The sequence below is a fragment of the Cytobacillus sp. S13-E01 genome, from assembly GCF_029193815.1.
Classification (GTDB): domain Bacteria; phylum Bacillota; class Bacilli; order Bacillales; family Bacillaceae_L; genus Bacillus_BV.
The window spans coordinates 233942-247931 of sequence record NZ_JARFVC010000002.1 but is presented as its reverse complement, the minus strand read 5'-3'; the positions used below and the strand labels follow the sequence as shown (position 1 = coordinate 247931).

Genomic DNA, 13990 nt, shown 5'->3' with positions numbered 1-13990 from the left:
CCACTGAATGATGGTCGTGAACTTCGTAAAAGCAAGAACACGGTCATCAATCACGAACAATGTTGCTTATGATATAAAAAAGAACAAACATAAGGTGAACTAGCACCCAATCAATCATTTATTGTATCCGTCCCTAAAACCGCATGTACTTCTTCGTGTAACTAGTTAAAAGAGGGGCAAAATGGATTATGTGCAATGATCTAATAATGTTTTTAAATTAAAAATTTTCTGAAAAATATTGACAACTCTTCCATTATTTTCTACTATCAAATTGATAGCATAATATAAAGGGGGAATTCGAGTGAATAGTATTTGGTTAGCGATCATTGGAATGGTTGTATTTGCGCTGGGTTATCGTTATTATTCTAAGTTTGTTGCAGAAAAGATTTACCGACTAGATCCAAATTATGTGACCCCAGCTCATAAATACCAAGATGGTGTTGACTTTGTTCCAACAAACAAATGGATATTATGGGGACATCATTTTACCTCTGTCGCAGGAGCGGCACCAATTGTGGGTCCGGCAATTGCTGTATATTGGGGTTGGTTACCAGCGTTTTTATGGGTTATTCTAGGTACAGTATTTGCAGCTGGGGTTCATGATTTTGGCACACTTGTCTTATCAGTACGCAACAAAGGACAGTCAGTTGGAACTTTAGCCAATACGCTAATTGGAAAACAAGCGAAGATCTTATTTCTATTTATTATTCTTATCTTGGTTTTAATGGTTAATGCTGTGTTTGCGTGGGTTATCTCTAACCTATTTATCAAATTCCCAGCAAGTGTAATACCTGTTTTCATTGAAATTCCACTAGCGATTTGGATTGGGTATGCTGTTTACAAAAGAAAAAAAGAGATGCTCATTCCTTCAATTATTGCCTTACTTGTAATGTATGGTACAGCAGTGCTATCCAGTAAGATTCCTGCATTGCAAATAGATTTAGTTAAATACTTTGGTGGAGCAGAAAACACTGTTTTATTTGGGCTTGATGCTGTCGCAATGTCATTCTTTGTATGGATTATTATTTTAATGATTTATTGCTATATTGCATCAACTTTACCTGTATGGAAGCTATTACAACCTAGGGACTATATTAATTCACATCAATTGGTAGTGGGTTTATTTATTCTTTATGCTGGGTTATTAATCACGCAACCAGAAATTACAGCACCACTTACAAATTCATCTGCAACTGATGTTTCATGGTTCCCGCTGTTATTTATTACCATTGCGTGTGGTGCAATTTCAGGTTTTCACGGGTTGGTTTCTTCTGGTACTTCTTCAAAACAGCTTGACAAAGAAACTGATGCAAGATTTGTAGGGTATTTGGGTGCAGTTGGAGAAGGTGCGTTAGCTTTAATTGCTATTATTGCTGTTGTAACTTTCTTTGGGTCAGCAGGAGAGTTTAAAGAAGCGTACAGTAGTTTTGCCGCTGCGAATGGTGGAGGTTTAGGGGCATTCATTGGTGGGGCTTCTAAGCTAGCAACAGGTTTAGCAATTCCTGCAGATGTTGCAAGTACAATTGTTACTGTTATTGTGGTTAGCTTTGCAGCAACTACACTTGATACATCGGTGCGATTAATGAGATATATCATAGCAGAATTAGGCATGGAATATAAAATTAAGTCACTTACAAAGGCACATGTAGCGACATCAGTTGCCGTTTTTACAAGTGCTGCCCTTGTATTATTACCAAAAGGTCCAAATGGATTTGGTTCGGGTGGGTACTTATTATGGCCGCTCTTTGGTACATCTAATCAATTATTAGCTGGAATAAGTCTTCTGCTTATATCCATTTGGCTAAAAAGACAAGGTAGAAACTTCTTAGTAACCTTTATCCCGATGATTTTCTTATTAGTGATGACAATTTGGGCAATGGTTCAACAAGTCGTCTTCCAATGGTCAGGGTACGGAGAGAGCGATGCAAATATGTTTTTATTCATTTTAGGTGGGATAATCTTGGTGTTCGCATTATGGATTATACTGGTAGCGTTCTCATCACTTACAAAAAAGAATGATCCGATTGATATTAATCACAATATGTAAAAGGATTGATAGGGGACAGGAAGTCTGTTCCCTATTTGCTTTCATAATCTATATGGAGGGGGGAGTTAGGTGGAAAATAAAAAGTTCTCGTTAAAGACACTCTTTATGTATTACGATGAAGTTCTTCGCTTACCACATAGAGCCGAAATAGCAAGGGAATTGCGTGATGAAGATGATCTTTTTATGCTTTTATGTTATTCAGAGATGTTAGGAATACCGAATCCGGCTTTTTACTATACTTTAGAGCTGTATCCATATATTATCGAGAAATTCCATGAATGGCATTTAAGAATGGGCCTTGAAAAATCACCTTTAACAGGAATTCGTTGTTGTTAAGAAAATGTGCTATTTGTAAAAAGAAAACAATAGTACTTAGAAAATACAAGTTACTTTAGAATACTATTTATTAAATACAACAAATTGTAACCTAAAGCCACACATTACAAGAAGGTGTTTTAAAAATGGAAATAAATGATGCGAAAATTATTTTTGTAGGGGGAAAAGGAGGGGTTGGTAAATCTACTAGTGCTGCAGCAATTGCACTTCTTTCGGCTGGGCAAGGGAAGAAAACATTATTAGTATCAACTGATCCGGCACACAATGTTGGTGACATATTCCATCAAGATGTAGGAAATAAGTTAACCATTGTTTATCCAAAGCTGTCAGCATTAGAAATTAATCCCATTGATGAATCAAAACGTTATATTAGTGGTGTAAAAGAAAATTTAAAGGGTTTAGTTAAGTCAACAATGATTGACGAAGTCCATCGTCAGATCGATACAGCAAGTTCATCTCCTGGGGCAGAGGAGGCAGCTCTGTTTGATCGAATCGTTTCGATCGTTCTTGAAGAGGGTGAGCAGTTCGATAGAATCGTATTTGATACTGCTCCTACTGGACATACGGTTCGTTTACTATCCTTACCGGAATTAATGAGTGTTTGGATAGATGGAATGCTCGAACGAAGAAAAAAGATTAATAAAAACTATTCCCAGCTTCTTAATGATGGTGAACCGGTTGAAGACCCAATTTATGAGGTTTTGCAAAAAAGAAAGCAAAAGTTTGCTAGAGTGCGAGAAATACTGTTAGACTCATCCCAAACAAAGTTTATTTTTGTATTAAACCCTGAAAGACTGCCAATTTTAGAAACACAAAGAGCAATTGAACTTCTAGATAGCTATCATCTACATGTTACAACATTAATTATTAATAAACTATTACCTGAAATAAATGACGGAGACTTTTTTCGAAAGCGAAAAGAGCAGGAAAGTGAATATCTAAATATAATTAAAGCTAAATTTTCGAAACAAAAATTGAGATATGTACCTTTGTTTGAAGAAGATATCTTTTCAGTTGAAAAGTTAGAGAAGTTTGCGAATATTTTAAGGTGAACAATAGATAACAACAACCACAGGAATAATAGGCTCTGTGGTTGTTTGAAGTACAGATTTTATCCCACATTGACGGGCAGTAAGACCCCCCGCTGAGGGAAGTTTCCTTTATAAATACAGGTTTTGAAATTCGACCTTAAGTGTATCTACAATTGGACGATCGGCTGAAAGTTCGACCTCATCGATTTTAGAAATAGGTAGTACTTCTACAGACGTACTTGTAATAAACGCTTCATCACATTGTTTTAGGAAAGATACATCAAATTTCATTTCTTCAAATGGGATGTTCATTTTGTTTGCTAATTTAATAACAGCAGCTCTTGTAATCCCATGAAGAATTTGTATTGAAGCTGGAGTTGTATATAACGTACCTTCTTTAACAACAAAGATATTACTACTAGAACCTTCTGTAATAAATCCATCTCTTACTAGAATGGCTTCTTCATGCCCTTCTGAGGCAGCCTTTTGCTTAGCTAACACATTAGGTAATAGATTGAGTGATTTGATGTAGCAGTTCTTCCAACGCTCATCTTCCATTAACGTAACTGTAACGCCCTTTTCTCGTTTATCCTTATCAACTATGCGAGCGTTCTTAAAAGTCATTGAAAGCTCGGAAGATACAGTTGGAAAAAGATGTGCTCTTGGCGCAATTCCACGTGTAATTTGAATATAGATCTCAACTTCCGTAAATTCGGTTTTTTGTAATCCTTCATTAATGATTTGTTTTAGTTCTTCAATAGTGGTTGGTAACTGTAACATAATTGCTTTTGCACTATTTTCTAATCTTTCTAGATGTTCGTTCAGTAGAAAGGGGGTTCCATTGTAGACGCGGATAACTTCATATATCCCATCTCCAAATTGATGACCTCTTTCTTGAATTGGAATAACTTTTTCGTTAATATCAACAAATTTGTCACCATAAAAAGCGATTTCCATTAAATTTCCTCCTATAATAATTAATAGACTCCCGGCATTCACCGAGTTAAATGAGACAAGACTATTCTTGTGCCATCTCTTGTTCTTACCTCCTAAAGGAGTTTTTTTATTTGATCAATAGACCGAACTTGAAATAAAATGTTGGAATATTGTCATTAAATACTTAAAAATCACTTTACTTTTCAAAATTGATCCAATAATTATGGTTGAAGGGATTTTTCCATACTAACTATGACCTGAGGTGTATATAATGAAACCGATTTTTATTCCGCATGAAGTCAATTAAAACTTTGACCGCGGGATTTTCGCCCTTATACGCCCGATTTATAATTTACTTAAAAACTAAAATTCATATCTATGTAATCTTTTAACGAGTATAACACGTTGTTATCTCTACCAACAGTGGTATTTGCGGTAATGAGAGAATTAATTATGGCTTCTTCTGTCGCATCTGCAACTGCAACGAAAGCTTGATCCATTTCGTCCTCGGGAAGTTGTGAAATAGTGTTTAACCTACCAGTGCTATAGTGTGGTATTTTGTTGGCTGTAGAAAAACCTATGGCAATGTCTCCACTTCCATTCCCAATATATGAACCAGTTTTGCTCAGACCTATAGAGGCTCTTTTAATGATTCGTTTTAGCTGTCGGTCAGATACAGGAAGGTCTGTAGCAACAATGATAATAATTGAACCTTTATCTTTTTCGGATTGATGAGGGATAATCTTTTCTAATTTTTGCCCAAGTGGCCTACCTTGTAATTGAAAGTCTGATAATTTTCCGAAATTAGATAAAACTAGCACACCAAGTGTATAGGTTTGGTTATGTATATTGATGATCCTAGAGGACGTACCTATGCCACCCTTAAGACCGAAGCACTTCATTCCAGTACCTGCTCCGACACCACCTTCTTCTACAATTGTGGAAGCGTTTGAGATCGCACTCAGTACGTGTTCCTCAGTAACTGCAAATGAACGAATGTCATTTAAGAACATATCATTGCATTCACAGACGACCGGATTAATAGTACCGGTAGTTCTTCCGATAGCGGTATTCTCTTTAATCATATACTTCAGTAAGGCATCAGTGCAAACACCTATGCTTAAAGTGTTGGTTAACAGAATTGGAGATTCAATTATGCCTAGCTCCTCGATTTGAATAGTGCCAATTGTTTTACCAAACCCATTAATTACATGGGTTGCACCAATGATTTTATCTAGGAAAATATTTCCTCTGTGTGGTATAATTGCGGTTACGCCAGTTTGGATTGGTCCGTTACTTATTGTTGTATGACCTACTGTAATTCCTTCAACATCTGTAATGGAATTTGACGTACCTGTTTCTAGAATGCCTATTTTTATACCGTAATCTCTTAATCTTTTTTGATAACTCATAGTGGGTTACCTCCATGTTACATATTTTTCTTAAAGGGGGACATAGTATGATTGAAGCATTAATACACGGCATTATTTTAGCATTTGGCCTAATTTTACCTCTTGGGGTTCAAAATGTCTTTGTTTTCAACCAAGGGGCAAGTCATCTGAAATTTCGCAATGCACTACCCGTTGTAATTACCGCAGCAGTGTGTGATACAGTGTTAATTATTCTAGCGATAGTAGGAGTTTCCGTCCTTGTATTGACGTTCGTTTGGTTCAAGCTCATTCTTTTTTCAGTTGGCATCTTATTTCTATTATATATGGGCTATACAATTTGGAAAAGTGATCCGGCAACAAATGAGAGAGTAAATGAAAAAATGTCAGTACGAAAACAAATTTCATTTGCGGCCTCCGTATCTTTACTAAATCCACATGCTATTTTAGATACAATTGGTGTTATCGGTACTAACTCCTTAAACTACATCGGAATTGAAAAGTTGATGTTTGCGATTGCGACCATTACAGTATCTTGGTTATGGTTTTTCGGATTAGCGGTTACTGGACGGTATGTTAAAAGATTTGATAAAAACGGAAGTTGGGTAAGAGTAATAAACAAAATATCAGCGATTATCATTTGGGGTGTGGCTGTTTATTTATTGTTACAGTTGGTAGGAATTTAATTTAGCGTAAAATAAAAGCAGTAATTATTTTTAAAATCTAGGCATTCGCACATACATAATAGCTATGGGCACATAACCTAAGTTGTATAACGTTTACATTCGCAAAAAGGAGATGTGTTGTATGTATCATGGGTATCACAACCACTTTGGGTATAGTAATGGCGGTTATAGAGGCGGTCATAGCTTTGTATTAATTGTAATACTATTTATTCTGTTAATAATCGTTGGTGCAGCATTCGCACGTTAATTGTCCACTGAACTTAGGTAGCCCCTGTGACTATCTGAGTTTTTTATGGCTGAAATTAATTAGCTTCAGGCTATAAACACGAACGTTAACTAATTGTGGTTGAAAATAGTTCGTGTTTTAGTTGACCTGTGATAGATATTTTGTTATATTTACATATGGAAATAGAAGAACGTGTGATTTTATAATCATCGGAGGTATTTCGATATGAAAACGAATTACGATGTTATCGTTGTAGGTGCAGGCCCTGCTGGGATTTTTTCCTGCTATGAATTAAACCTGAAAATGCCGGAAGCTACTATCCTTTTGCTTTAAGAGTTAATTAAAATCGGAATAAAGGGAACACATAGTGACTGCTAAAATACCATAATTATGAAGAGGAAAAGCGTAATTATTGGAGTTAGGTAAAATGTGGAAAAACGGATGGAACCTGCGGAAAGTTCTAGCAGGAAGAAAATAACAGATGACCAAGCATCATCGTTTTTTTACCATAGACTTTAGATTTAGAAAAAATTTCACATTTAAAAGGTATTTTATGTCCGATAGTAGAATGATAGTCATAAATAACTAAAAGGAGAAATACTTTATGAATCTATTAATACTAGGAGGAACAAAGTTTCTAGGTCTACATTTGGTAAAGGAAGCCTTAAATAGAGGACATGAAGTAACGATATTCACGCGTGGGTCTGTAGATTCATCATTTTTACCGAAACAAGTTGAAAAATTATTCGGAGACCGTGAAGGTAATTTATCTGCATTAGAAGGAAGAAAATGGGATGCGGTTATTGACACAAGCGGTTATGTTCCACGAATCGTAAAAGACTCTGCACAGCTTCTTTCAAAAGCATGTGATATGTATGCATTCGTTTCTAGTATCTCGGTCTATAAAGATTTTTCAAAACAGGTCGATGAAAATTCACAAGTAGGTGAACTGGAAGATATAAGTATTGAAGCGGTAAATGGTGAGACATATGGACCTTTAAAAGCATTGTCCGAAAATGAAGTAAGAAATGCTTTTCCAGAAGGAGCATTAATTATCCGCCCTGGGCTGATTGTAGGTCCAAATGACTATACAGACCGGTTCACATATTGGCCTGTTCGAATCGCTTTGGGTGGTGATGTAGTAGTACCTGGTAATTCGGATGCCGCTGTTCAATTTATCGATGTAAGAGACCTTGCTACTTTTATATTAAAAGCAATTGAGGAGAAAAAAATAGGAACCTACAATGTTACTGGACCAAAAGAAACACTTTCATTTAAAGATTTTGTTGAAGTGTGTAAAGAAGCAACTCAGAGTGATGCCGAGTTTGTGTGGGTTGAGGATGAATTTTTACTTGAACAAAACATTGGTTTTTGGGTGGAACTTCCACTTTATATTCCAGCAAAGGAAAATATGCAGGGATTCTTAACGGTTAGTATTGATAAGGCACTTTCAAATGGTTTATTATTTCGACCACTATCTGAGACAGTTCTTGACACACTAAACTGGGACAATACAAGACAAATAAAACAAGAAGACCGAAAAGCTGGGCTTGATCCATTAAAAGAAAAAAGTGTTCTGAAAAAGTGGAATAAGCGAAATGATGTTGGACAATAACAGGACTAATATTCACATTTTTATCGGAGAGTAACTGTTTTTAGTTTTTATTCTGATTGTATAGCTCTTTAAAATCGTACACATCCTAAAATAAATACTATGTTAGGGATGTGTTTTATTATGAATAACTCATATGACTGTATTGTTGTTGGAGGAGGCATTGCAGGCTTACAAGCTTCCATTCAACTTGGTAGGTATAATCATAATGTTTTGGTGATTGATTCTAATGATGGTCGATCAACGATTTGTAGAAGCTATCATAATATTTTGGGTTATCCAGATGGGGTAAGTGGTGAAACCTTACGTAGCCTTGGAAAATCTCATGCTGCAAAATATGGAGTGAATTTTATCAATGATCGGGTCACAGATGCTTCAAAAAACAACAGTCTATTTACATTAAAATGTGAATCAGGGGGTACATATCGAGCCGAAAAAATTCTATTAGCAACAGGGGTTATGGATCGTATACCCGATATTCCCAACATTTTTCCTTGTCTAGGGATTTCGATTTACGTTTGTCCAGATTGTGATGGCTATGAGGTTAAGGACAAATCAGTTATTGTCCTTGGTGCTGGAGCAACAGGGGCTAACCTTGCACTCACATTATCATATTGGACTTCTAAAATTACATATATTAACCACGATGGTCATGATATTGATGAGAACGTTAAAGTGAAATTGGGTAAAAAAGGTATCCGGTATCTAAAAGAGGGTATCAAGGAAGTGCTTACAGGAGAGGAACCTTCAGAATTTAAAGGAGTAAAGCTAAATAATGGTGAAAATGTTGAGGGAGATAGGGCATTCATCGCTTTTAGTGGAAACGAAGTAAGAACAGATCTCGCAACACAGCTAGGAGTAGAAAGATTAGAGAATAAGCATTTAAACATCAATTTTCGAACGAAAGAAACTAATGTTTTGAATGTTTGGGCAGCTGGAGATATATTGCCTCACTCAGAACAGGTAACAATTGCAATGGGTGATGGAATACAGGCTGCGATTTGGATGCATAAGAGCATTATCAATGATTGTCATTAGCCAGGGTAGAAGGGTCTCGATATTTTGTTCTTAGAACGAAATTATCGAGACTGTCTTACATATGATGTAAGTATGAGGAAGTTAAATTTGTAAGCGTTTTCAATTTGCTTGATTTGACTGGAGGGGAATCTATATGAATAAATCCCATTTAATTAAGCCTGTTTTAGAACAAGATTATCCCACTGTAAACTATGGTGATGGTATTTATTTATTTGATACAACAGGAAAAAAATACATTGATGGCTCTTCAGGAGCGGTAACGGCAAGCATAGGGCATGGAGTAACTGAAATAATTGAAGTCATTACGGAACAGGCTAAGAAAGTTTCATTCGTATACCGCTCACAATTTACCAGCGAACCTTCTGAAGAACTTGCCACAAAGCTAAGTCAGTTAGCACAAGGTGATTTGAATTACTCATTTTTTGTAAATAGTGGTTCTGAAGCAACAGAAACAGCTATGAAAATTGCCATCCAATATTGGCAGGAAAGAGGAATAAAAGGAAAAAACAAAATTCTATCAAGATGGATGAGTTATCACGGAATTACGATTGGTGCTCTTTCAATGTCAGGTCATTCGTCCAGAAGAGCACGTTTTGTATCAATATTAGAAGATTATCCATCTGTTTCTCCACCATATTGCTATCGATGTCCATATGATTCTAGTTTCCCCTCATGTAATCTTAAGTGCGCGACAGAATTAGAGCTTGCTATAAAACGAATAGGGTCTGAGAATATCGCAGCCTTTATTGCAGAACCAATAGTTGGTGCGGCTGCAGGTGCAATTGTCCCACCTGAAGGGTACTACGAAAAGATCAGAGAAATATGTGATAAGAACGAAATTTTGTTTATTGCCGACGAGGTTATGTCTGGAATGGGACGTACAGGGAGAATGTTTGCGATGGAATATTGGGATACCAAGCCTGATATCGTCACGATTGGGAAAGGCATGAGCGCAGGGTACACACCGATAGCGGCTGCAATTGTTAGTGATCAAATTATCGAAACGATTTCAAAAGGATCTAAATTAATCATGAGTGGTCATACGTATAGCGCAAACCCTCAGTCAACTGCAGTTGCACTTGCAGTCATCCAATATATTGAAAAAAACAACCTTGTTAAAAATGCTGAAAAAAATGGAAGATATTTATTAAATAAACTAAGAAACTTACGGAAACTTTACCCTATCATCGGTGATGTTAGAGGGATGGGGCTTCTTATAGGAGTTGAATTTGTTTCTGACTTTCTAAAGAAACTACCATTTAGTCGTGAAGTTGCCTTAACAAGTATGGTCATAGAAAAAGCACAGAAAAATGGTCTTTTACTCTATCCCTCCGCAACAGGAATAGAGGGAGTTGGCGGGGATGCGATCCTTATAGCTCCTCCATTAACGATTACGACGGAACAAATAGATGAATTAGTGAAAATTTTCGAACGAACAATCAATCAATTACAACATGACCTGCAACTAAAAGGAATTATTTCTTCGTAAAAAGAGGTGGAGCAAATGATAAAAGATGAATTTAATAAGATTGCTAGCTTAGAAGAGGCATTATCATATATAAAATCAGGGTCTACACTAATGTTTGGTGGATTTGGTGGAATAGGCACCCCTCCGAGCCTAGTAGACGGGATTTTAGAGAAAGGAATAAATGAACTAACCATTATTGGGAATGACACAGGCTTTCCGAACATAGGAATAGGAAGATTAGTAAGGGAAAGACGTATAAAGAGAATTATTGCATCTCACATTGGCTCAAATCCTATAGCCGGTCAATTAATGACAGCTGGTGAAATAGATGTAGAATTTGTTCCTCAAGGTACTCTGGCAGAGCGAATACGAGCTGGCGGCGTTGGCCTTGGAGGGATCCTAGTTGATGTTGGAATGGATAATGAAATTGTTTCAAAGAACAAACAAAGGGTTACTGTTGATGGGGCTGAGTTTCTTTTAGAGAAGCCACTGGCTGCTGACGTTTCGATTATTTTTGCTAAAAAAAGCGATCCTTTTGGAAACCTTGTATATGACAAAAGTGCACGAAATATGAATCCACTAATCGCAATGGCTGGAAAATTCACGATTGCCGAAGTTGAAGAAATTGTCCCGCTCGGAAGTCTTGAGCCAGAAGAGATTATAACACCAGGTGTTTATGTAGATCTAATTGTAAAAAGTAATGGGGTGAATTGGCAATGGGTTTGGGAATAGATACGAGAAATCGAATTGCAAAGCGTGCAGCACAAGAAATAAAAGCGGGAATGATTGTAAATTTAGGGATTGGCATTCCTTCACTGGTCCCAAACCACCTCCCACAAAACATGCATGTAATGATTCAAGCCGAAAATGGCATATTAGGCATTGGTCCAACTCCTTCAAACGGGCTTGAGGATGAGAATCTATGTAATGCTGCCGGGTACCCAGTTAGTACTGTTAAAGGGGTATCTTACTTTGATAGTTCGGTTGCATTTGGAATGATAAGAAGGGGTTATATTGACATCACGATACTTGGCTCTTTACAGGTTAGTGAAAAGGGTGATTTAGCTAATTGGATCGTTCCTGGAAAACGAGTACCTGGAATGGGTGGGGCAATGGAATTAGCACAGAAAGCTAAAAAGGTCATTGTTCTTATGAATCATACAAGTAAAACAGGAGAATCAAAGATTGTTAGAGAATGTACTATACCTTTAACAAGTAAACAATGTGTTGATTTAATTATTACAGAAATGGCAGTAATTCAAGTTACTAATGAAGGTTTACGATTAACTGAAGTGATGGAGCCATATACCGTAGCAGAAGTAGTTAGTAACACGTCAGCACAGTTAATTTTAGCTGAGACCATTGAAAATATTTCCTATTAAAACAATAAAAAAATAGAATTGTAGTTTCTTAGTGAAAGGAGTGGTCGATATTGAATGATTATAAGGAGCAAATACATCAATGGATTACTGATAATCGTTTAAAAGGTATCCGATTGCTTAAGAAATTAGTTCAAGAGCCAAGTATTCAGGGGAATGAAGGAAGTGCTCAAGCAATTGTCGTTGAAAAATGTCGTGAAATGGGATTAGACATAGATATTTGGGAACCAGCAGGTACAACTTTACTTAGTCACCCTTATTTTGTTTCACCACGAAATCATTTTACAAACAGTCCAAATGTTGTTGGTGTATTAAAAGGAACAGGTGGAGGAAGGTCGATCATTTTAAATGGCCATATTGATGTAGTTCCAGAAGGTGAGCTTGCTCAATGGGAATATGACCCTTATGCAGGAGAAATTACAAATGGGAAATTGTACGGTCGTGGCTCAACTGATATGAAAGGTGGAAACACAGCATTACTTTTAGCTATTGATGCAATCAGATCATTAGAAATAAAACTTCAGGGTGATGTTATCTTCCAAAGTGTTATTGAGGAAGAAAGTGGTGGTGCAGGGACGCTTGCGGCCATTTTGAGAGGGTATAAGGCAGATGGTGCAATTATTCCTGAACCCACTAATATGAAAATATTCCCAAAGCAACAAGGCTCAATGTGGTTTCGTTGTATTGTGCAAGGTAGATCTGCACATGGCGGTACAAGATACCAAGGGGTAAGTGCAATTGAAAAAAGTACAATTGTCCTAAGACAAATTGAAAAGCTTGAAATGAGAAGAAATGCAAAAATAAACGATCCTCTTTATAAAGACGTGCCAATACCAATACCAATTAACATAGGAAAAATACATGGTGGCACATGGCCGTCATCTGTACCAGATCAGGTATCGTTTGAAGGGAGAATTGGAGTATCTCCTGAAGAAAAGATAGAGGATGTAAAGGAAGAATTTGAACAATGGTTGGAAGGACTATTTAAAATCGATTCATGGTTCCGGGAGCATCCTATTAAGGTAGAGTGGTTTGGTGCAAGATGGGTACCTGGAACAATTAAAATGGACCATGAGTTAATGACAAGTTTAATAGCTGGTTACAAAAAAGTTAGAGAAACAGACCCTATAATTGAGGCGTCACCATGGGGGACGGATGGTGGTTTATTTACAAAAGTAGCAAATATACCAACAATCGTTTTCGGTCCAGGAGTAACTGAAGTTGCCCATTATCCAAATGAATACATTGACTTAGAACGAATATTTGAATATGCGGAAATAATCGCCTTAACGTTAATAAACTGGTGTGGAATAGAAACAACTAACAATGAAGAGGATAATTGAATTCAAAAATACTAAATTCAATACACCTAGTCGTTTTAGACTAGGTGTTTTTATGTAAGAAAATTTTGTACCTAGTTTAAGTGTCTAGCTCGGGCGCCCTGCGCTTTTCTTGCCTAATCAGAATTTATATCCATAAATTCTAAAACGCATAAGTGTAACTACACCTCTGTCTTCGCCTTTAAGGCTCACCACTTGGCGAGTTTACTTTACACTTAAGTAACATAATTGAGAAATTAATGGTAATACTTTAGATAAGTTGAAAAATAATGTGGTGGTATCGATGGTTACATTTGCATTTTTAATTGTACTAACAATATTTTCAAGCGTTCTCGCAATAATAGATAGTTATCTATACACTTCATCATTCATAGAGACCTTTCAAACTGTTATTTTTAGAACAGAAGGTACGAGACGGTGGATTGTAGAGTTAGGGATGTTATTTGGGCTTATTTCTAGTCTAATTATTGATTATAGGTACAAACAAAACAATTAATCAACTC

The 13990-nt window shown here is 36.5% G+C and carries 13 protein-coding genes; 11 read left to right on the top strand and 2 right to left on the bottom strand.

Features of this window, described 5'->3' with window-relative positions; translation table 11 throughout:
• Positions 1-301 precede the first annotated feature (301 nt).
• The 3 genes from PY093_RS03100 (at position 302) to PY093_RS03090 (ending at position 3435) form a co-directional block, all read left to right on the top strand.
• A complete protein-coding gene (locus PY093_RS03100) occupies positions 302-2047 on the top strand; it encodes a carbon starvation CstA family protein (RefSeq protein ID WP_275644401.1) in 1746 nt (581 codons plus the stop codon).
• A 105-nt stretch (positions 2048-2152) separates the two neighbouring features.
• The gene (locus PY093_RS03095) at positions 2153-2383 is read left to right on the top strand and encodes a cory-CC-star protein (RefSeq protein WP_275644468.1); all 231 of its coding nucleotides are present in this window, start codon (positions 2153-2155) and stop codon (positions 2381-2383) included.
• Between the two features lie 125 nt (positions 2384-2508).
• A complete protein-coding gene (locus tag PY093_RS03090; RefSeq protein ID WP_275644400.1) occupies positions 2509-3435 on the top strand; it encodes an ArsA family ATPase in 927 nt (308 codons plus the stop codon).
• Positions 3436-3543: 108 nt separating this feature from the next.
• Here the strand turns inward: PY093_RS03090 and dat are convergent, their stop codons facing one another.
• Together dat and PY093_RS03080 are read right to left on the bottom strand one after the other, a co-directional pair.
• Positions 3544-4371, bottom strand: coding sequence for a D-amino-acid transaminase (gene dat / locus PY093_RS03085; RefSeq protein ID WP_275644399.1), 828 nt, complete (start codon positions 4369-4371; stop codon positions 3544-3546).
• A 335-nt stretch (positions 4372-4706) separates the two neighbouring features.
• Positions 4707-5762: a DmpA family aminopeptidase gene (locus PY093_RS03080; RefSeq protein ID WP_275644398.1), complete on the bottom strand. Its 1056-nt coding sequence runs from the start codon at positions 5760-5762 to the stop codon at positions 4707-4709.
• A 47-nt stretch (positions 5763-5809) separates the two neighbouring features.
• On the opposite strand from PY093_RS03080, the gene PY093_RS03075 reads away from it, so the two are divergent.
• The 8 genes from PY093_RS03075 (at position 5810) to PY093_RS03040 (ending at position 13490) form a co-directional block, all read left to right on the top strand.
• Positions 5810-6424 carry a LysE/ArgO family amino acid transporter gene (locus PY093_RS03075; RefSeq protein ID WP_275644397.1) on the top strand — a complete coding sequence of 205 codons (615 nt, stop codon included), beginning with the start codon at positions 5810-5812 and terminating at the stop codon, positions 6422-6424.
• 121 nt (positions 6425-6545) lie between these two features.
• A complete protein-coding gene (locus PY093_RS03070; RefSeq protein WP_275644396.1) occupies positions 6546-6671 on the top strand; it encodes a YjcZ family sporulation protein in 126 nt (41 codons plus the stop codon).
• 583 nt (positions 6672-7254) lie between these two features.
• Positions 7255-8265 (top strand): NAD-dependent epimerase/dehydratase family protein, encoded by a 1011-nt coding sequence (locus PY093_RS03065; RefSeq protein ID WP_275644395.1) that lies wholly within the window; start codon positions 7255-7257, stop codon positions 8263-8265.
• Between the two features lie 120 nt (positions 8266-8385).
• Positions 8386-9300 (top strand): NAD(P)/FAD-dependent oxidoreductase, encoded by a 915-nt coding sequence (locus PY093_RS03060; RefSeq protein WP_275644394.1) that lies wholly within the window; start codon positions 8386-8388, stop codon positions 9298-9300.
• Positions 9301-9433: 133 nt separating this feature from the next.
• Entirely contained in the window at positions 9434-10789 is a 1356-nt protein-coding gene (locus tag PY093_RS03055; RefSeq protein ID WP_275644393.1) for an aspartate aminotransferase family protein, read from the top strand.
• Between the two features lie 15 nt (positions 10790-10804).
• Positions 10805-11500 (top strand): CoA transferase subunit A, encoded by a 696-nt coding sequence (locus tag PY093_RS03050; RefSeq protein ID WP_275644392.1) that lies wholly within the window; start codon positions 10805-10807, stop codon positions 11498-11500.
• A complete protein-coding gene (locus PY093_RS03045; RefSeq protein WP_275644391.1) occupies positions 11485-12150 on the top strand; it encodes a 3-oxoacid CoA-transferase subunit B in 666 nt (221 codons plus the stop codon). The genes PY093_RS03050 and PY093_RS03045 overlap by 16 nt, the downstream gene beginning before the upstream one ends.
• Before the next feature lie 50 nt (positions 12151-12200).
• A complete protein-coding gene (locus PY093_RS03040) occupies positions 12201-13490 on the top strand; it encodes a peptidase (RefSeq protein ID WP_275644390.1) in 1290 nt (429 codons plus the stop codon).
• Positions 13491-13990: the final 500 nt, after the last annotated feature.